This window comes from Apibacter adventoris, assembly GCF_002964965.1.
Lineage (GTDB): Bacteria > Bacteroidota > Bacteroidia > Flavobacteriales > Weeksellaceae > Apibacter > Apibacter adventoris.
Map to the genome: position 1 here is coordinate 217,851 of NZ_PSZN01000023.1, position 18,922 is coordinate 236,772.

Annotated in this window: 20 protein-coding genes; 5 read left to right on the top strand and 15 right to left on the bottom strand. The window is 28.2% G+C overall.

Translation table 11 applies throughout. From position 1 onward, the window contains the following. Positions 1–40 precede the first annotated feature (40 nt). The gene (locus tag C4S76_RS10670; protein WP_105194450.1) at positions 41–895 is read left to right on the top strand and encodes a prephenate dehydrogenase; all 855 of its coding nucleotides are present in this window, start codon (positions 41–43) and stop codon (positions 893–895) included. 8 nt (positions 896–903) lie between these two features. On the opposite strand, the gene purE is transcribed toward C4S76_RS10670, so the two are convergent. The 8 genes from purE to C4S76_RS10710 all read right to left on the bottom strand — a co-directional run bounded on the left by purE (position 904) and on the right by C4S76_RS10710 (position 6,245). Further along, on the bottom strand, positions 904–1,419 hold the full coding sequence (purE, locus tag C4S76_RS10675; protein WP_105194451.1) for a 5-(carboxyamino)imidazole ribonucleotide mutase: 516 nt from the start codon (positions 1,417–1,419) through the stop codon (positions 904–906). Further along, positions 1,419–2,540: a 5-(carboxyamino)imidazole ribonucleotide synthase gene (locus C4S76_RS10680; RefSeq protein WP_105194452.1), complete on the bottom strand. Its 1,122-nt coding sequence runs from the start codon at positions 2,538–2,540 to the stop codon at positions 1,419–1,421. The genes purE and C4S76_RS10680 overlap by 1 nt, the downstream gene beginning before the upstream one ends. 60 nt (positions 2,541–2,600) lie before the next feature. After that, a complete protein-coding gene (locus tag C4S76_RS10685; protein WP_105194453.1) occupies positions 2,601–3,107 on the bottom strand; it encodes a DUF2480 family protein in 507 nt (168 codons plus the stop codon). Positions 3,108–3,110: 3 nt separating this feature from the next. Next, the gene (gene trmD / locus C4S76_RS10690) at positions 3,111–3,791 is read right to left on the bottom strand and encodes a tRNA (guanosine(37)-N1)-methyltransferase TrmD (RefSeq protein ID WP_105194454.1); all 681 of its coding nucleotides are present in this window, start codon (positions 3,789–3,791) and stop codon (positions 3,111–3,113) included. Between the two features lie 176 nt (positions 3,792–3,967). Further along, positions 3,968–4,501: a YfiT family bacillithiol transferase gene (locus C4S76_RS10695; protein ID WP_105194455.1), complete on the bottom strand. Its 534-nt coding sequence runs from the start codon at positions 4,499–4,501 to the stop codon at positions 3,968–3,970. Positions 4,502–4,515: 14 nt separating this feature from the next. Then, positions 4,516–4,917, bottom strand: a complete 402-nt coding sequence (locus tag C4S76_RS10700; protein WP_105194456.1) for a hypothetical protein — start codon at positions 4,915–4,917, stop codon at positions 4,516–4,518. 151 nt (positions 4,918–5,068) lie between these two features. Beyond that, positions 5,069–5,761, bottom strand: coding sequence for an NUDIX hydrolase (locus C4S76_RS10705; RefSeq protein ID WP_105194457.1), 693 nt, complete (start codon positions 5,759–5,761; stop codon positions 5,069–5,071). A 7-nt stretch (positions 5,762–5,768) separates the two neighbouring features. Next, the gene (locus C4S76_RS10710; RefSeq protein WP_105194458.1) at positions 5,769–6,245 is read right to left on the bottom strand and encodes an Lrp/AsnC family transcriptional regulator; all 477 of its coding nucleotides are present in this window, start codon (positions 6,243–6,245) and stop codon (positions 5,769–5,771) included. 224 nt (positions 6,246–6,469) lie between these two features. On the opposite strand from C4S76_RS10710, the gene C4S76_RS10715 reads away from it, so the two are divergent. Continuing rightward, positions 6,470–7,372: an ion transporter gene (locus tag C4S76_RS10715; protein ID WP_105194459.1), complete on the top strand. Its 903-nt coding sequence runs from the start codon at positions 6,470–6,472 to the stop codon at positions 7,370–7,372. An 8-nt stretch (positions 7,373–7,380) separates the two neighbouring features. Then, positions 7,381–7,815, top strand: coding sequence for a nucleoside deaminase (locus tag C4S76_RS10720; RefSeq protein ID WP_105194460.1), 435 nt, complete (start codon positions 7,381–7,383; stop codon positions 7,813–7,815). Between the two features lie 4 nt (positions 7,816–7,819). Here the strand turns inward: C4S76_RS10720 and C4S76_RS10725 are convergent, their stop codons facing one another. The 6 genes from C4S76_RS10725 to C4S76_RS10750 form a co-directional block, all read right to left on the bottom strand. Next, on the bottom strand, positions 7,820–8,887 hold the full coding sequence (locus C4S76_RS10725; RefSeq protein WP_105194461.1) for an inorganic phosphate transporter: 1,068 nt from the start codon (positions 8,885–8,887) through the stop codon (positions 7,820–7,822). A gap of 9 nt (positions 8,888–8,896) precedes the next feature. After that, a complete protein-coding gene (locus C4S76_RS10730) occupies positions 8,897–9,538 on the bottom strand; it encodes a DUF47 domain-containing protein (RefSeq protein WP_105194462.1) in 642 nt (213 codons plus the stop codon). Positions 9,539–9,637: 99 nt separating this feature from the next. Beyond that, positions 9,638–11,569, bottom strand: a complete 1,932-nt coding sequence (gene dnaG / locus C4S76_RS10735) for a DNA primase (protein WP_105194463.1) — start codon at positions 11,567–11,569, stop codon at positions 9,638–9,640. A gap of 63 nt (positions 11,570–11,632) precedes the next feature. Beyond that, the gene (locus tag C4S76_RS10740; RefSeq protein WP_105194464.1) at positions 11,633–12,463 is read right to left on the bottom strand and encodes an ABC transporter permease; all 831 of its coding nucleotides are present in this window, start codon (positions 12,461–12,463) and stop codon (positions 11,633–11,635) included. A gap of 5 nt (positions 12,464–12,468) precedes the next feature. Continuing rightward, positions 12,469–13,365 (bottom strand): ABC transporter ATP-binding protein, encoded by an 897-nt coding sequence (locus tag C4S76_RS10745; protein WP_105194465.1) that lies wholly within the window; start codon positions 13,363–13,365, stop codon positions 12,469–12,471. Positions 13,366–13,393: 28 nt separating this feature from the next. After that, positions 13,394–14,509 carry an efflux RND transporter periplasmic adaptor subunit gene (locus C4S76_RS10750; protein WP_105194466.1) on the bottom strand — a complete coding sequence of 372 codons (1,116 nt, stop codon included), beginning with the start codon at positions 14,507–14,509 and terminating at the stop codon, positions 13,394–13,396. 133 nt (positions 14,510–14,642) lie between these two features. Between C4S76_RS10750 and C4S76_RS10755 the strand changes: the two genes are divergently transcribed. Both C4S76_RS10755 and C4S76_RS10760 read left to right on the top strand, forming a co-directional pair. Beyond that, on the top strand, positions 14,643–16,529 hold the full coding sequence (locus tag C4S76_RS10755) for a RecQ family ATP-dependent DNA helicase (protein WP_105194467.1): 1,887 nt from the start codon (positions 14,643–14,645) through the stop codon (positions 16,527–16,529). A gap of 148 nt (positions 16,530–16,677) precedes the next feature. After that, positions 16,678–17,337, top strand: coding sequence for a uracil-DNA glycosylase (locus C4S76_RS10760; RefSeq protein ID WP_105194468.1), 660 nt, complete (start codon positions 16,678–16,680; stop codon positions 17,335–17,337). A gap of 37 nt (positions 17,338–17,374) precedes the next feature. Here the strand turns inward: C4S76_RS10760 and C4S76_RS10765 are convergent, their stop codons facing one another. After that, the gene (locus C4S76_RS10765) at positions 17,375–18,490 is read right to left on the bottom strand and encodes a hypothetical protein (protein WP_105194469.1); all 1,116 of its coding nucleotides are present in this window, start codon (positions 18,488–18,490) and stop codon (positions 17,375–17,377) included. Positions 18,491–18,922 lie beyond the last annotated feature (432 nt).

Sequence of the window (18,922 nt, forward strand, 5' to 3'; positions counted from 1 at the left end):
TTATCTTGAATAAAAACCGACTTTTTAATTTAAATTTGTAATGTCGTATAAAGTATCTATTATTGGGCTAGGATTAATAGGTGGATCGATTGCCTTAGATTTAAAAAGAACAGGATTTGCAACTGAGATTACAGGTGTAGATAAATCTTCCCAACATGAACAAGAAGCTCTTAAATTAGGAATTATTGATAAAATTTCCCCTTTTTCAACAGCTATTCAACAATCTGATATAATTATTCTTGCTACCCCTGTAGACGCATCATTAGAGCTTTTGCCTTCAATTCTGAAATTCATAAATCCTAACTCTGTGGTTACAGATGTAGGTTCTACTAAATCTTCTTTAATAAAAAAGGTGAAAAATTATCCAAACAGACAGTTATACGTAGCATCACACCCTATGTCGGGCACTGAAAATAGTGGTCCTTCTGCGGCTATACAAAATCTATTTAAAGATAAAGTATCCATTATTTGTAATGCGGAAGAATCTTCTTATAAATCTATTGAAATAATATCGGATATGTACAAAGCTTTAGGCTCTAAAATAGTTTTCATGGATTCTGAATCTCATGATGAACATGTTGGATATGTTTCTCATCTATCTCATGCAATTTCTTATGCTTTAGCTGTAGCAGTACTAGAAAAGGAAAAAAATGATTCAGCGATATTCAATCTTGCTTCCGGAGGATTTGCTTCTACTGTACGTTTAGCTAAGAGTTCTGTAGATATGTGGTTACCAATTTTTATACAGAATTCAAAATATCTACTTCCTATAATTAACACATATTTGGATAAACTTACAGAGTTTAAATCTTATCTTGAAAACGGAGATACTAAAAAATTATCTGAGTTTATAACTGAAGCCAACCATATTAAAGGAAAATTAGAAAAAAAGTAATACATTCTCTAACTATCAAAATCATTAGGGTATCTTTTTTTCACTTTTTCAACTGCCTGTAAAACTTTAATCTCATTCAATTTTTGAAATTGATTCAGACTTTTGGTTATTTCTTCTGAAAAAGGAGAAAGCATACGTGCCGCTAATAATCCTGCATTTTTCGCTGCATTTAGTGCTACCGTAGCTACAGGTATACCATTTGGCATTTGCAATATGGAAAGTATAGAATCCCATCCATCTATAGAATTTGAAGATTTTACTGGAACTCCTATTACAGGCAATGTTGTATGGGAAGCTACCATACCTGGCAAATGTGCTGCTCCTCCTGCACCTGCTATAATTACTTTAATTCCTCGTTGATAGGCAGTTTTAGCATATTCTGCCATTCGTTCAGGGGTTCTATGGGCTGATATTATAGTAAGTTCATACGGAATGTTTAATTCTTTTAATATATCTGCTGCGGGTTCCATTATATGAAGATCACTTTCACTTCCCATAATTATTCCTACTAGGGCTATATTCATTATGCTATAACTTTTAAATTATTTTTTATAAATTGTATTTTTTGTTTTATTTCTGTTCGGGTATGTCCTAAAACAGTTACATGCCCCATTTTTCTTCCCGGTTTAGTTATTTTTTTTCCATATAAATGTAAATATACTTTAGATAAATCTAATAGTTTTTCCAGACCTTCATATTTTGCCTCACCTACATATCCTGCTTCTCCAACTAAATTAATCATAGCAGCATATTCTTTTTCGGAAACATCTCCTAAAGGGGAATTTGTTAAAACCCGAAGCATTTGATCGTATTGCGAAGAATAGTTCGCTTCTATAGTTTGATGTCCACTATTATGAACTCTAGGAGCTATTTCATTTACCATTAATTTTCCATTTTTACTCAAAAAAAGTTCTATACAAAAAATTCCTGGTGTTTGAAAAGCATCAACCGCCTTTCGTCCGATTTCTTTTACTTGACCAGCAACTTCATTAGATATATCTGCAGGAGAAAATAAATAGTCAACTAAATTTAGTTTTTCATTAAACACCATTTCAACTACATTAAAAACATTAACTTCTCCATTTTCATTTTTTGATACTATAACAGATAATTCTTTTTCAATATCTATGACTTCTTCTATTACAGATGGTTTATTCCAAAATTTATCTAAATCAAATTGATTCTTAATTAATTGAATTCCTTTACCATCATATCCTCCTATTCTTAATTTCTGAATAAACGGAAATTTTAACCTTTTGTCATCTTTCAACTCTCCTTTATTCTCTACAAGATAAAAATTGGCTGTCGGTATATAATGTTCTCTATAAAATTCTTTTTGTAGTCCTTTATCTTTGATAATTTGCAAGCATTCAGGATTGGGAATTATTTTTTTACCATTTTTTTGTAATTCTTTCAGAGCTTCTATATTTACATTTTCTATTTCTATACTTAGTATATCTTTATCCTCTCCAAAATCTAAAACAGTTTGATAATCTTTAAAATCACCTTCTATAAAACAATCACAAAATACAGAGCATGGTGCTTGAGAATCCGGCTCTAAAAAATATATTTCATTAGGATAATTTAAAGCATTTTGCATAAACATTTTTCCTAATTGCCCTCCTCCTAAAATTCCTATTTTCATTTAATTTTAAGATTTTTTAATTTTACAAATATAAGAGAGATTGGTAAATTTATTTATTTCTTAATTTTTCTTTTTGTAAATAGGTACTGTACTGCATGCTTCACCAAACATAAGTGAAGATACTACAGGTAGTAATTTTTGAACCATTTGTATGTATGCATTTTGCGGAACTGGTTTGTGAGAACAACCTTTGACTATGACTTTTTTATCTTTATATTTTTCAATCGGAATATTATCTATAATATGCGTATATACCTCCTTGTCAATATCTTCAAATGATCCAAAGACAACAAGTTTAGCTATTCCCGTAAGATGATTTGCTACTAATAAATAAGCCCATGAAGGAATAATTGCGTCTGCAGAGCAAGTTATAGCGACTAAAGTATTATTATAAGATTTCCAATCTATTTCTGATAATGATTTCCTAAAGTCTTTTTCTTTTAAAATTAATCCTTCATATAAATAATCTTTAATATCAAACAAAATATGTGATTCTTTAGGATAATAGTCCCCTAAATCTAAAGTAATTAAACCACTTTTTGCTATTTTATTTTCAATTTCTTCCATTACTTATTCATCTTTTAATAAATCAGGTCTTTTATCTAATGTATGTTTATACGACATTTCTTGTCTCCATTCATCTATTTTTGCAAAATTACCACTTAGTAAAACACCAGGAACTCTTAAATTTTTATATTCTTCTGGTCGGGTATATACGGGAGGAGCTAATAAATCATCCTGAAAAGAATCATATAATGCGGAGGTTTCATCATTTAAAACCCCTGGTAACAATCTTACTATTGCATCAACCAACACACAGGCCCCTAACTCTCCTCCGCTTAATACATAATCTCCTATAGATATTTCACGAGTAATAAATAAATCGCGAACTCTCTGATCTACTCCTTTGTAATGTCCACAAAGTATAATAAGATTCTTTTTTAAAGATAAAGTATTACACATCTTTTGGTTTAGTGTTTCTCCATCGGGAGTCATGTAAATTATTTCATCATAGTCTCTTTCGGATTGTAATTTAGATATACATTTATCAATAGGCTCTATCATTAGTACCATTCCTGCACCTCCTCCGTATTGGGCATCATCTACCTGACGATAATTTCCTTTGGAATAATCTCTTAAATCATGAAAATGTATATCAACTAACTCTTTTTCCTGAGCTCGTTTCATTATAGATTCATGTAAAGGACTTTTCATTAATTGGGGTACTACCGTAATAATATCTATTCTCATACTATTTTATTTAGAAATCATTTCTATTATATCACAAATTTTATCTCACTTACTCTATTTATAAAGTGACTTCAAAATCTCCTACTTTACCAATGATTCTAAATTAGAATATTGGAAAATATTAAAATAATACAATCTATTAACTTCTACATTTTAATACGAAAATCTTTAAAAAATTACCAATTTTTAGATTTTTTTAATGTAGAAATATGTGCTAAATGATGATTGGAATGCCAGGCATAAAATCCGACCATTTCTTTTATTGTAAATTCTTTATTACTCTCGGGGTGTATAAAGGTTTTATTTAGATCTTCTTCTGTAAGCTGTTTCAGCAAATAGCTCCATCTTTCATGTAAGGCTTTAATAATGTTTAATGAAGTCTGTAATGGATAATTTTTACTATCCGGTAATTCCGCCCATTTTTCTTCTAAATACGGCTTTATAACAGGATTATTTTCTGTTAAGGCTAATTTTATTCTGATAAATGAATTCATATGACTATCGGCTACATGATGTACCACCTGTCTGATTGTCCATCCTTCTGGTCTGTAAGGAGTATCTAATTGCCCTTCTGAAAGATCCTGAACTTCATGAAATAATCTATCTGGAAAATTTTCTACATCCTTAATCCATATATTTACATGTGATTGTGTAATTTCCTGAGGTTTTTCAAATTTTCCAATGGGAAATTTTAAAGACTCTATTTTCATTGTTCAGTAGTCTTTTAGTTAAAATATTTCCAACGGGGAACAATCGGCACTAAAGCTAAACCTATAAAGAGATATAATCCATGTATAGCATCTAATTCTTGAAATCCTAAGGATAGATGAAATAATATATCTACTATAAGGGTAGAAACAAAAAGATATAACCCTCTTTTTTTAAAATTATAAGCTCCAATTGCTCCAATCATCATCATCAATCCTAATAATAAATTTATAATAAAAAACCAAGTTGGAGCTCCCGGAAAATAAATTCTTTTAAAACCCAATATAGCCAAAAACAAAGGAATAAATGCCATAAACCCCATGTATAAACATGAAATTTTAAATGCTAAAGATTTTTTTTCTGTTACTTTAAAGTATTCTTTGGGACGTTTACCAAAAATTTCTTCATCTTCACTCATATTATTGATTTTATAAATTAATTTAAGGTAAATGTACAAAATTATACAATAATCATCTTATAATGTTTATGGGATTATTTATAATATTATTTTTATATTATTTTGAAAAAAAAATTCCTATTTTTTTAAATAGGAATTTTTTTTTCTATTTTTAGAATAGAAAATCATATCCTTTTAAGCTTAATTTTTCATACTTTTCTTCATCAAATTTATACAATCTGGCGAATTTTTTTGAAGATGAATTATCTGTAAGCTCTGTTTCTATAATCAATTGCGAATTGAATATTTTTTTTCTAAAATTCCTTTTATCCATTTCTCTATTGAGTGCATTTTCATATAATTTTTGCAATTGAGAGATGGTGAAATATTCAGGGAGAAGATAAAATCCAATAGGTCTTCGTTTTACCCTACGTTTTAATCTTTCCTTAGCATAATCAATTATGTCATTGTGATCAAAAGCCAGATCTGGAATTTGTGAATACTCTAACCAGACTTCTCCTCTATTTTCAGAATATTTCACTAATTTATCATCTAATTTTACAGTACCATAATAGGATATATTAACGACTCTTCCTAAAGGATTTCTGAAAACTTTTGAAAAGGCCTTTAATTGTTCTATATAAATATTGATTTCTTTAGTATGCCTAAGCAATAAATCTTTTGCTACTTTATCTGTAGCTTCATCATATTTAACATACTGGGATGGTAGAAGCATAGCTCCTCTATAAGGATCTTTATCATGCTTTTTTAACAAAATACGTAACTTATCACCATCAAAACCAAACAATACTAAAGACGTAGAAATAGCTACATTAAAATAAATTTCCTTTTCTTGAGGAGACATTTATTTTTTATTTAAATAGAGCATCCATTAATCTATTTTCATCATTAATGCTCTCTTCTAAAGAAATCATACTTTCTGTTCTCAACACATCTTCAATATCATCTATTTTATAAATTACATTTTTTGCATCCTCAGCATCTTTTGCATTTATTTTACAATAGATATTATATTTCCCTGAAATTACATTAGCTGTTGTAACATTTGGAATTAAAGATAATTTTTCAAGAACATTTTGTGTTTTACTTGATTTAGTTAACAAAATTCCTACATAAGCAATAAATGAATAGCCTAAAATGGAATAATCAATATTTAAAGATGTTCCTTTAATAACACCTGCATCTTCCATTTTTTTAACCCTTACATGAATAGTTCCGGCTGATACATCCATTTTTTTAGCGATTTCTGTAAACGGCATTCTAGTGTTTATTGATAAGAATTGTAAAATGCGTTTATCCGTGTCGTCTATATAAAATTTTTCTTTCATGGTAATAATATATTTTTTTCTAAATTAATTTCTTAATATTTTGCAAATATATGAAATAAATCTGCAAGTTGATTAATTTTTTATACAAATTTTACAAATTATAAACACAATCACTATTAATCAAATAATTCAGCTAATTAATTTTATAAATAATTTGTTTTATTTCTATCTTTGTTTTTGAATTATTTTAAAGGTCATAAAATATTTAAATAAAATATTTTATTATGAAAAATATTTTTAGAAAAATAAAATATTTTTTTGTAGGGTATACATATGAGCAAAAAGAAGGCACTAAGAAATGGCAATTTGAACTCCACGAAATTATATTTGAATCTGATACTTTTAAAGGGAAAATTTTTGATATTACTCTCTTATTTTTTATTTCATTAAGCACTTTAATTATAATGCTAGAAAGTGTACAAGGAATAAATCATCGTATAGGATTCTGGCTATATATATTAGATTGGTGGGTCACTATTTCTTTTACTATTGAATATGTCTTAAGACTTTGCAGTGTTAAAAAAACTACAAAATATGTTACAAGTTTTTATGGTATTATCGATTTAATATCTATTATTCCAACTTATTTGAGTGTAATTTTTTTACAATCTCATTATCTTGCAATTATTAGAATTTTAAGATTATTACGTATTTTCAAAATATTAAAATTAGGAAGTTATATTAATGAAAGTAATGCTTTATTAATTTCATTAAAAAAAAGTAAAAGGAAAATTTTTGTTTTTTTATATTTTATAATAATTACAACTCTTATTTTAGGTGCTCTTATGTATGTAATTGAAAATAAATATAATTCAGAAAATTTTTCTAGTATCCCTCAATCAATGTATTGGGCAATTGTTACTCTAACAACGGTAGGATATGGAGATGTGGCTCCTATTACAATTGTTGGAAAAATTATAGCATCGGGAATTATGATTTTAGGATATTCTATTATTTCTGTTCCTGCCGGGTTGGTTTCCGCAGAATATACAAGAAATAAAAAAATTCATTTGAATACCCAGAAATGTAGATTTTGTATGGCTGAAAATCATGAACCTAACGCTAAATATTGTTTTAAATGTGGCCATTTGTTAAATGAGGAGTTTGAAGAAAGTAAAAAAAGCTAAAAAGTATAATGTTTACTGATACTTATTTTATGAATATTGCCCTTAAAGAAGCTGAAGAAGCCTATAGTAATAATGAAGTTCCTGTAGGAGCAATTATTGTTTCTAATAATAAAATCTTAGCTAAGGCTCATAATTTAACCGAAGCTTTAACCGATGTTACTGCCCATGCTGAAATGCAGGCAATTACTGCAGCAAGTAATTATCTGGGCGCTAAATATCTAAGAGGATGCTCTTTATATGTAACTTTAGAACCCTGTGTTATGTGTGCAGGGGCTTTATATTGGTCTCAGGTTAGTAAAATAATAATAGGTGCTAAAGATATACACAGAGGTTTTTCTTCTAGCGGAATTTCTTTGCACCCTAAAACAGAATGTATCTTTGGGGTTTTAGAAGAGAAATGCTCTCAATTACTAAAAGAATTTTTTAAGACTAAAAGAATTTAGTTGATCATTGCATAAATAGTTTAACAATTGAATAAACTATCATTGCTAATACAGCACTTACAGGAATAGTTAAAACCCAAGCCCATAGCAATTTAATTGTGATTCCCCATCTTACGGCTGATACTCTTTTAACTAATCCTACCCCAATAATAGAACCTGTTATTGTATGAGTTGTACTTACAGGAATTCCTAAATGTTCACTTAAAAAAAGGGTAATAGCTCCTGAAATTTCAGCTGAAACTCCTTCTAAAGGAGTTACTTTTGTAATTCGAGTTCCCATTGTTTTTACAATTTTCCATCCTCCTGACATAGTCCCTAAAGCAATTGCTATAAAACTACTTATAGGAACCCACCAGTAATCAGAAGTAAAATGCTGAAATCTTTCCGTTGAAGTGAGATTTACATATTCGGCTGCATGCACCATGTTTACTTCATAAAAAATAAATGCTGCTCCAATAATTCCCATTACCTTTTGTGCATCATTTCCTCCATGCCCTATGCTAAATGCAGCAGAAGAAACTAATTGCAATTTTCTAAACCATTGATCGGCTTTATATGGATTTGCCTTCCGACAAATATTTATAATTATTAAAGTGATTATAGAAGATACTATCATACCTATAAAAGGTGCAATAAAAATAAATAATATGATAGGTATTACGATTGGGTAATTTATTACTGCTTGACCTGCTTCACTAAAACCTCCTACATGAGCTATAGCTGCACCAATAAATCCTCCAATAAGTGTATGCGAAGAAGAGGAAGGAATTCCTGCCCACCAAGTAAACAAATTCCAAAGGATTGCTGCTACTAAACCTGAGAAAATTACTTCTAATGTTATGAAATTTTCATGTACAGACTTAGCAATGGTATTTCCAATTTTAAATTCACCTATAATATGCAAGGAAACAAAATAGGCAACAAAATTAAAGAATGCTGCCCATAAAACCGCTTGAAACGGTGTTAATACTTTAGTTGAAACAATGGTCGCTATTGAATTCGCTGAATCATGAAAACCATTTATATAATCGAATATTAAAGCTAATACTACGATAGTTATAAGTAACGTCATATAAGGGGTTTAAGAATATTTAACTAAAATAGATTCAATAATGTTTGCTGCATCTTCACATTTATCAGTAACATCTTCCAAATATTCTATGATATTTTTTATTTTAATAATTTCTATAACTTCTATTTTACTCTCAAATAATGCCCCCATTTCTTTACTAAACAAATCATCTGCAACATTTTCGATTCTATTAATTTCTACACAAGATTCTAGAACTTCTTTAGGCCTTTTAAAATCTCTTAAATTATATATTGCTTTCTGTAATTCTACAACACTATCATCTATATATTTAGAAAATGTAGCAAAAGATTTTAAATAAGGAGATTTATATAAAAGTGCATATTTAACAGAGGCATACATAAAATCTGCTATGTCATCTAAAGAAGCTGCCAACTGATGTATATCTTCTCTGTCAAAAGGAGTAATGAAATTTTTCCCTAATTCTATAAAAATATTGTGTGTTAATTTATCATTGGCATGTTCATAATCTTCTATTTTTTTAAAAAATGCTTCTGTTATATTTTCTTTAGAAGACATGCCCTCAACCATGTATTTTGACATGGATAAAAGATTGTCTGAAACCTTTTCAAACAAAGTATAAAAAACTTTATCTTTGGGCTGAAATAATCTAAAAAATGCACTAATGCTCATAGATATGTTTTTTTCAGGTGTTCTTTACTGGCAAATATATGATTTTTATATTAACAAAAATATAATTATAAAGTGTTAATTATTTAAATTAGAATGTTTCTAAATAACCTTGTTTTCTAGATCTTTTATTTGTTTTAACAATATTTTGAGTTTTATAATTTGCTGAAAAATATTATTCCTTTTTTCTTCTTCTATATCGGGTGTTTCTAAGTCCTTTGCAAGCTTATCTATCATCTGTATAATTTTTACAGATTTATATTTTAATATTACATCTTTCGTGTTTTTTGAAAGATTTTGTTCTAAACTAGGAACAAAAATTTCTTTCACCTGCCAATTTTCACTAATAAAATATTTTTTTAACATTTTTTGGGCAGCAAATCTGGTGTAATTTTCATCTTCTGACTTTACAAAAAATTCACCCGTACGTAATTCACCTTTATCAATCCCATCTTCTATTTCAACTAAAATTTTATTATAAAAATCGATAGAAAATTGTATGTCATCTTCTTTAAATCTGTGTACTATTTCTTCTATTACTGTCGTTTTATATGCTTCTTCCCCTTCTATATAATTCATTTTTATCTCGTAATCTCCATAAGAAAGCATCAAATCTAATATGTCTTCTTCTATCTTATAGGTAAAATCTACTTTTTCATTTTTATTTTCAACCGGTTGTAATTTGATTTCTTTTTTAAATTCTTTCCTATCAGATTCTAATTTATTTTGTGTAATTTGTGCTAGTTCACTAAATAGAACTTGTTCTGAAATATCCAATAACCTAGCACATTCTTTCACATAAATTTCTTTCTGTATTAGATTTTTTATTAAAGCTATGCTACTAACTATATCTCTTATTAAGGATGCTTTTCTTATAGGATCATCTTGAGCTTCTTTTAATAATACATCCGTTTTAAATTGGATAAAATCTTTAATATTATATTTAAAAAAATTTTCAATTTCATCAGAGGAATGTTTTTGGACAAAGCTATCTGGATCTTCTCCATTAGGAAATAACAAGACCCTAACATTCATATCTTGCTCTAAAATCATATCAATTCCTCTAAAAGAGGCTTTGATTCCGGCTGAATCTCCATCATAAAGTATTGTAATATTATTAGTCAACCTCTTTATTAAACGGATTTGATCATTTGTAAGTGAAGTACCTGAAGAGGCTACCACATTTTTAATTCCGCTCTGGTATAAAGAAATTACATCCATATATCCTTCTACCAAATAACAATTATCTTCTTTAGTAATATGTGATTTTGCCTGAAATAAGCCATATAAAACTTTACTTTTATGATATATTTCACTTTCAGGGGAATTTAAATATTTTGCTGTTTTTACATGATTTTGCAGGATTCTTCCTCCGAATCCCAGGATTCTTCCTGAAAAACTATGAATAGGAAATATAATCCTTTCCCTAAAACGATCTATTCCTTGCTCTGAATTTTCTTTGAATATACTTAATCCGGTTTGTTCTAAAATTTCTTTTTTATAACCTTTACTCAATACAAATTGAGTAAAAGAGTTTTTATTTTTAGGCGAATATCCTAAATGAAAGTATTGTATAACTTCTTCTCTCAAACCTCTTTCCTGAAAATAAGACAGTGCTATATTTTTACCTTCTTCTGTCTTCCACAACTGATCTTGGAAATACTCACCTGCAACTTCTGATAATTGATAAAGGCTCTCTTTATTTTGATAAGTCTCCTTTTGTTGCTCTGATAGTTCTACCTGATCTTCATCTATTTCTATGTTATATTTTTTAGCCAGATAACGTAAAGCTTCCGGATATGTGTAGTGTTCCTGCTCCATAATGAAGGTAACTACATTACCCCCTTTTCCTGAAGAAAAATCTTTCCATATCTGTTTTGCGGGGGAAACCATAAAAGAAGGGGTTTTTTCATCCACAAAAGGACTTAATCCTTTGTAATTACTCCCTGATTTTTTGAGGGTTACAAAATCAGAAATTACTTCTTCAACCCTGGCTGTTGAAAAAATTTTATCTATGGTTTCTTTGGAAATCATAAATACAAAAATACGGTATTTTTAGAAGAGATATTTATTATATTGTAATCTTATATATTTATTTTATAAATCTCTCTTTTTTAAGAGTATATAAGATAACATAACAAAAATAATTATATAAAAAACAGAAACTATAAAAAAACTATAATCTACAGCCCCTTGAGTAAAAGGTCTGCCTCCGAGAATATAATCTTCTAAACTTAACTCTGGAAATTTTATTAAGTTAGAAGATGTTTGTAAAGGAAGATAATTATAAACCATCTTAACTTTCAAAGGATTTTGATCGAAAAATTTTATTCGTAGAAAAGATTCAACCCCGCCTAAAATACTTTCTAAAACCCACCATACAAATAACATTAAAAAAGAAAAAGCAGTTTTCTTCATTAGTACGGATAAAAACATACAAAAACTAAAGAAAAGAACTAACTTCATAAAGTAAGCTCCTATAAAATCTATATTCTGAAAAAAGGAAACACTATTTTCTGAAAAGGAAACACCTAAAATTAAACCAATTAAGAATATAAATAAGGTGGAAAGTAAAGAAAATACAAGAGTGGTTAAAAATTTTGATTGTATAAACTCTTTCTTACTTAAGCCATCAATCAAATTTTGTTTTAATGTCCTATTGGAATATTCATTCGTTATATTAGTAATAATAATTACAGCTAAAAATATTTTACCTATAGCCGCAAAATAGGTTATATTTTGCCAAATATAGGGAAAATCAAATGCTCCAAGCTTAGCAAGGTCAAGATCTGTACCATTAACACTGGTTTTAAATTGTGATAAAAAAAGCCCCATTAAAATTAACAATCCAAAATAAATAAATGTAAATACCCTAGCAGCTTTATAATAATAAATTTTATTCCATTCTATTTTTAATAATCTTAACATCTTAATTAGTTTTGATTTTTTATAAGATTAAAGAATTGTTGTTCTAAACTTTCTTTTCTTTTCACTAAATGATTTAATGAAATCCCTTTTTCAAAAAGGATTCTATTCAGCTCTGAGGGCTCTATATCCTTATCAATAATAGCGGTAACCCAGTAAGCTCCTTGTGTGATTTTATTAAAATAGGGTAAAGTATGTAATGCCTCTACTAAATCTGTCATATTAGATGCCCCCAGTTCAAAGAAACCTAAGCCTGCGGACATGGTTTCTACTGACCCTGAATAGACTGTTTTCCCTTTGTTTAAGATAACTACATGATTACAGACCTTTTCTACCTCATCCAGTAAATGACTGGCCAAAATAATTGTTGTTCCGGTAGAAGCTATTTTTTGAATAATCTGACGAATTTGTATAATACCCTGTGGATCTAATCCATTAGTAGGTTCATCTAATATTAAAACTAAAGGGTCATTCAGTAAGGCACCGGCAATTGCCAAACGCTGTTTCATACCTAAGGAGAAAGAACTGAATTTATCTTTTTTCCTTTCTAATAATCCTACCAATTCTAATTTTTCTTCTATTTTAGAAAGGGGAGCTTCTTTAATTTCTGCTACAATTTTTAAATTTTTTTCGGCTGATAAATATGGATAAAAATTAGGTCGTTCTATTATTGCTCCCACTTTTTTCAAAGATTCTGTGCTGTGCTCTTTTCCAAACCATTTCCATGAACCGCTTGTGGGATTAACCACATTGAGAACCATACCTAAGGTGGTTGACTTTCCGCTTCCATTAGGTCCTAATAAACCATACACATTCCCTTTTTCCACACTAAAATTTATATCGTGTACAGCTGTTAACCGATTAAATTTCTTGGTAAGATGATTTATTTCTAAAACTTTATCCATGTTTCATATGTTTACTTCTAATTAGGATTTATTTTTTAGCCTCTTTATCAGTATCTGTAGGGTTCCACAATTTTATTTTATCATTTTTATTAAGGCCTTTTAATACTTGAACGTATAGACCATCTGAAAGTCCTAACTGTATATTTACTTTTTTAAACTTTCCTTTTGCTTCTTCAATTTCTACAAAAGGTTTATCATTTTCATCATATTGCACCAAAGCTTCCCGAATTGCTAAAGTTTTTGGGGTTTGTTTAAGTATCACTTCAGCATTTGCACTATATCCTGCTCTTATATCTACTCCCGAAGGAATTATAATATCTGCTTTTATTTCATATTTCACAGCCCCATTTTCTTCTTTTCCCTGAGGGGAAATAAAGGTTAAAATCCCATTTATATTTTTATCTTGTAAAGCTCCTATAACTATTTTCATGGACATTCCTTCATGCATTTTACCGGCATCAGCTTCATCTACTTTCCCTTCAAATATCATTTTATTTACATCTGCAACACTGGCTATAGTTGTTCCGGCATTAAAAGTATTAGCTTCAATAACCTGATCTCCCACTTCTACAGGAATATCTAATACCAACCCGTTTGCCGTAGAACGTATTTGAATACTTGCCAAATCTTCTAGCCCTGGTGTAACTCCTGTTTTAGCAATATCATATTCTTTTTGTGCTTGTTTTAAAGTTTGTTGTGCCATCTTATAATCAGTCTCAGCTGTTTCATAGTCTTGTTTAGAAATTACACCTTGATTATATAATAATTTTTGTCTATTAAACTGACGTATTTGATTATTTAAAGTGATTTTTGCTGAGTTTATAGATTGCATGGCTGCATTTACATTAGAAACTACCGGAACCACTTTAATTGTTGCTATTAACTGACCAATTTTAACCTCTTCTCCTTCTTTAACATGAATTTGTTTTATAATTCCAGATATATTGGGTTTTATATCAATTTTTTCTTTAGGATTTATCTTTCCTGTTGCAATAGATTTTTGTTGCACCACCATCATTACAGGGGATTCTGTAGTAAAAGTATCACTGTTGTTAGCATTTGATCGGACAACATATCCGATACAATATAAAAAGAGCAAAATAAAGATAATTATTAAAATAATTTTAATAGTCTTCTTTTTCATGATAATATTTTTCTACATTTCTAATTTGATTTGTCTAAATTAAGCTTTTTTTGTTACACGTAATCTATAAAAAATTAACTTAAAAACCTATATTTGTAAACCATCAACATTTAAAGTGAATTGCTAATTTTTAATGAATTATACTTTACCTAACCTCATACTAGAATCTTATTGGGGATATAAAGAGTTTCGGGATCCTCAAAAAGAAATTATTTTAAGTATTTTGGAAGGTTGTGATACAGTGGCACTTTTGCCAACAGGTGCAGGTAAATCTATCTGTTACCAAGTTCCTGCAATAATGGGAGAAGGCACATGTATTGTTATATCCCCTTTACTTGCATTAATTAAAGATCAAGTATCACAATTAAAACAAAGACAGATATCTGCAGAATATATTTCTTCGGAGCAAACCATTGATCAGCAATATATTATTTTTGACAAACTCAAAAATAATGAACTTAAATTATTATATGTCTCTCCTGAAAGACTTTTAAATAAAAATTTTCTAGAGATAATTCATGATGTTGAAATATCATTCCTGGCTGTGGATGAAGCTCACTGTATTTCAGAATGGGGAAATGATTTCAGACCTTCTTATCAATTAATTAAGGATTTCAGAATTTATATTGGCCTGCAAATTCCCTGTATTGCTTTAACAGCTACAGCAACAGAAAAAGTACTTTTTGAAATTATAAAAAAATTAAATTTAAGAGATGTCCAAGTTTTTAAAAAATCATATGAAAGAGAGAATTTATCATTACATGTAATCCAAACAGAAGACAAAATTGGACAAATTGAACGGACTCTAAACAAATACAATGGTTCAGGAATTATTTATTGTAGAACAAGAAACGAAACTAAAAATATTTATCAAATTCTTTCAAATAAGGGTTTTGATGTAGATTATTTTCATGCTGGGCTCCCTCTTCGAGAAAAATTACAAAAACAAAAAGAGTGGACAAATAGTAATTCAAAAGTTTTGATTTCAACCAACGCTTTTGGAATGGGAATAGATAAAGATAATGTTAGGTTGATAATTCATCTTTCCCCACCATATTCTCTGGAAAATTATTATCAGGAAGTTGGTAGAGCAGGTAGAGACGGATTAACTTCTTATGCTTTTTTATTTTGGTCTGAAAATGAATTATCTCAAATTTTTTCATCACTAACGCAAACTATTTCTTCAAAAACCGAATATAAAAAAATTGTTCTTTATTTATATTCAATTTACGGTATTGCTCCAAATGAATTACCTGAAAATACTTTTGAATTTGATTTGATGAGTTTTCAAAACAAAGTAAATATAGGTCGTAATAAAATTATAAATGTCCTGGAATTTTTGAGTAACTGTAATATTATACAATGGAAATATGAACCAACTGATAGTTTGATTCAATTTAATTTTCCTATTGAAAGACTTGATATTAAAAATGCTTTTGGGAAAGATTCTGAAATTATTGAAAAAATAGCTAGAAAAATCAGCGGAATTTTTTCTTATCAAATTAAGGTAAATGAAAAAAAATTAGCAGATTCTTTAATGATTTCCCCCATACTGCTTCATGAAATTTTAGTTAAATACTCTAAACTAGGAGAAATAAATTATATTGATGGTGCGTTGCAAAAAATAATTTTTATCACTTCAAGAAATGAATTTTTGATCTTTAATGATCTTTGGGCAAAATTTAAACAAATTCAAGAAAATAAATTATTAAAATATAAAGAATTAGAATTTTTCATTCAAAATAAAAAATATTGTAGAATGAAATTAATTTTGGGTTATTTTGGAGAAAAATCTTACCATAATTGCAATAAATGTGATGTTTGTTTAAATAAAATAAAAAAGAATTTAAATCCTTCGTCAGATATTCTATCATTTATAGCTAAAGGTCCATGTTCTAGAGAGGATATTTATGCTGAATTTCACTCTTTTTCTTTTGATGAAATCCATCATTTTCTACAAGAATTAATAGCTGAAAAAAAAATTAAACTATTAAATTTTAATATGTATTCTATTATTTAAAATTATTATCATTTTTATAGTAGTACACTTTTTTTAATTTACTAAATAGGAAATTTATGATAATCAATTGAATTTTAAAAAAATGCTATTATTTCTTTTTAAATAAAAATTGTATTTTAGTATTTTAATTATTTTATGTAATTCACACATGGACATAAATATTGAACCATCTTGGAAAAATGCGTTAAAAAATGAATTTGAAAAACCTTATTTTTTATCTTTAATAGATTTTGTGAAAAATGAATATAAAGCCCATACTTGCTTTCCTAAAGGAAAACAAATTTTTAAGGCATTTGAATTAACTCCATTAGATAAAGTAAAAGTTGTATTACTCGGGCAAGACCCATACCATGGAATAGGCCAAGCTATGGGATTATGTTTTTCAGTTCCCGAAGGAATAACCAACCCTCCTTCTTTACAAAATATAATTACTGAACTAAAAGATGATTTAGGTGTAAGTCTTAGTTCCGGAGATCTGTCTGCTTGGGCTCAGCAAGGCGTATTTTTATTAAATGCTACTTTAACGGTAAGAGCTCATGAAGCCGGATCACACCAAAAAAAAGGATGGGAAATTTTCACAGATTCTATAATCCAAAAAATATCAGAAGAAAAGGAAAACATTGTTTTTATCTTATGGGGAAGTTATGCTCAACAAAAAATTAAACTAATAAATCCTGAAAAACATTTTATAATTAAATCTCCACACCCTTCTCCATTATCCTCATACCGAGGATTTTTTGGTTCTAGACCTTTTAGTAAAACAAATAATTATTTAATTTCTAAAAACATAAAACCCATCAATTGGTAACATTTGATGGGTTATTTTATAAAAAATCAATTATATTTTAATTACTTTCTTCTTCTTTTAATTTTAATTCAGCTTTTAACTGTTTCATAATTTTCTTTTCATTCTTTCTATATAACTTTTTTTCTTTATTGGTCATATTATCATAATTCTTTTCAAAAAGATCTGATACATTTCCAACATCTCCAGAATCGATTTTAATCTCTTCATTTATATCTTCATTATTATTTATATCAGTTTTAACTTCTTTACCTGTAGGAGAATCCAATTCTTTTATATTTACATGTTTAGTTTCAGAAGGTTCTATTGTCAATGTAGGTTTTTCTGTAATAGTATTTGTAGGTGCTAGATTTGGATTCGTTTTGACTGAAGTTTCTTCTTTTACTTTTACACTTTGAATTTCTTTCTTTTCATTAGAAAATACAGGTTCTTGAGGAGGTATAGGTTCTTTAGGCGTTTCGCTCTTTAAAGATGAAGCTGTAACAGTCTCAGAAGTTTTTACTTCTTTCAAGGATTTTGAATCTGAAACTTCTGCATTTGCATTTTTAACTTCTGTAGATTGTTCTGATAATTTAAGACTTTTTGTATTCGTATTAACCTGAGCTACATTTTTATGACCTTTAACAGGTATTTCTTCTTTTACTGATGATTTTTTTGAAGCTACTTTTACAATTCCGGATGTACCTAATTTTTTTTCAGGAGTTGTTGAAATCATATTATTTTGGATTTCATCTGAATTTTTTTTAGGATCTTTTGTTATTATCTTACTTGTAGTTTGAGGGGTTGCTTTTTCTGAATTAGCTTTGTTAGCTAATTCTGTTTTTACTACCGTACCATCTATAATAATCCAATATTTATTTCCTTCTGCATCTTGAGTTATTTTTACTTCATTAGGGGAAGAAAAAGCACTTGCAGGCAATCTATTGCTCTTATTATTTGATACTACTTCCATTCTCTCTGACTTTTTTTCTTCAATAAAGCTATAACCTGCGTTATTACTCGCTTTATCGGAAGATGGATAACCTCTCCAAACCTCTATTTTATCTCCTACTTGCTTAAAATAAAATCCTTTTTCTGAAGTTTCTTCAATTTTTTTTCTTTGTGCAAAAGATAAAATGGTTATTGATAAAAACAAAATGGTATATGTTCTTTTCATGATTAATGAATATTTACATTTTAATTACAATGCATTTCAAGTTACTAAATTACACCTTTCTATTTTAATAAAAAAAGATTTTATTTTATATTATTTAACATACATTAAGAATTCTAACTTCATTCATTTTAAATCTGAATATCAATATTAAATATATCAAATTTTATATATATATAATTAAAGAACTTCTTCTAGGTTATAAAAATAATCTAAAAAAACTAAATATAATTTTAAATTGAAACCTTGCATTCATCAAATAATAATTATTGAAAGAATAATTTATGAAAGCAAATTTAGTAAAAATAATATAAATATATATATCTTGGAAAAACTTTCGAATTTTTTATCTATAAAAAATAATATAAATAAAGATATATAAATCTGTGAATTTTTGAGTTAAAGTAATTTAAAAAAATATGAAAATAAGAATAT

Coding starts and splice junctions, on each gene's coding strand:
- C4S76_RS10705 (WP_105194457.1), bottom strand. CDS start 5,761: ATGTCTCCTCAAGAAAAGGAAATTTATTTTAATGTAGCTATTTCTACG.
- C4S76_RS10680 (WP_105194452.1), bottom strand. CDS start 2,540: ATGAAAATAGGAATTTTAGGAGGAGGGCAATTAGGAAAAATGTTTATG.
- C4S76_RS10750 (WP_105194466.1), bottom strand. CDS start 14,509: ATGAAAAAGAAGACTATTAAAATTATTTTAATAATTATCTTTATTTTG.
- C4S76_RS10760 (WP_105194468.1), top strand. CDS start 16,678: ATGGACATAAATATTGAACCATCTTGGAAAAATGCGTTAAAAAATGAA.
- purE (WP_105194451.1), bottom strand. CDS start 1,419: ATGAATATAGCCCTAGTAGGAATAATTATGGGAAGTGAAAGTGATCTT.
- C4S76_RS10715 (WP_105194459.1), top strand. CDS start 6,470: ATGAAAAATATTTTTAGAAAAATAAAATATTTTTTTGTAGGGTATACA.
- C4S76_RS10695 (WP_105194455.1), bottom strand. CDS start 4,501: ATGAAAATAGAGTCTTTAAAATTTCCCATTGGAAAATTTGAAAAACCT.
- C4S76_RS10710 (WP_105194458.1), bottom strand. CDS start 6,245: ATGAAAGAAAAATTTTATATAGACGACACGGATAAACGCATTTTACAA.
- C4S76_RS10740 (WP_105194464.1), bottom strand. CDS start 12,463: ATGTTAAGATTATTAAAAATAGAATGGAATAAAATTTATTATTATAAA.
- dnaG (WP_105194463.1), bottom strand. CDS start 11,569: ATGATTTCCAAAGAAACCATAGATAAAATTTTTTCAACAGCCAGGGTT.
- C4S76_RS10685 (WP_105194453.1), bottom strand. CDS start 3,107: ATGGAAGAAATTGAAAATAAAATAGCAAAAAGTGGTTTAATTACTTTA.
- C4S76_RS10730 (WP_105194462.1), bottom strand. CDS start 9,538: ATGAGCATTAGTGCATTTTTTAGATTATTTCAGCCCAAAGATAAAGTT.
- C4S76_RS10670 (WP_105194450.1), top strand. CDS start 41: ATGTCGTATAAAGTATCTATTATTGGGCTAGGATTAATAGGTGGATCG.
- C4S76_RS10720 (WP_105194460.1), top strand. CDS start 7,381: ATGTTTACTGATACTTATTTTATGAATATTGCCCTTAAAGAAGCTGAA.
- C4S76_RS10755 (WP_105194467.1), top strand. CDS start 14,643: ATGAATTATACTTTACCTAACCTCATACTAGAATCTTATTGGGGATAT.
- C4S76_RS10700 (WP_105194456.1), bottom strand. CDS start 4,917: ATGAGTGAAGATGAAGAAATTTTTGGTAAACGTCCCAAAGAATACTTT.
- trmD (WP_105194454.1), bottom strand. CDS start 3,791: ATGAGAATAGATATTATTACGGTAGTACCCCAATTAATGAAAAGTCCT.
- C4S76_RS10725 (WP_105194461.1), bottom strand. CDS start 8,887: ATGACGTTACTTATAACTATCGTAGTATTAGCTTTAATATTCGATTAT.
- C4S76_RS10765 (WP_105194469.1), bottom strand. CDS start 18,490: ATGAAAAGAACATATACCATTTTGTTTTTATCAATAACCATTTTATCT.
- C4S76_RS10745 (WP_105194465.1), bottom strand. CDS start 13,365: ATGGATAAAGTTTTAGAAATAAATCATCTTACCAAGAAATTTAATCGG.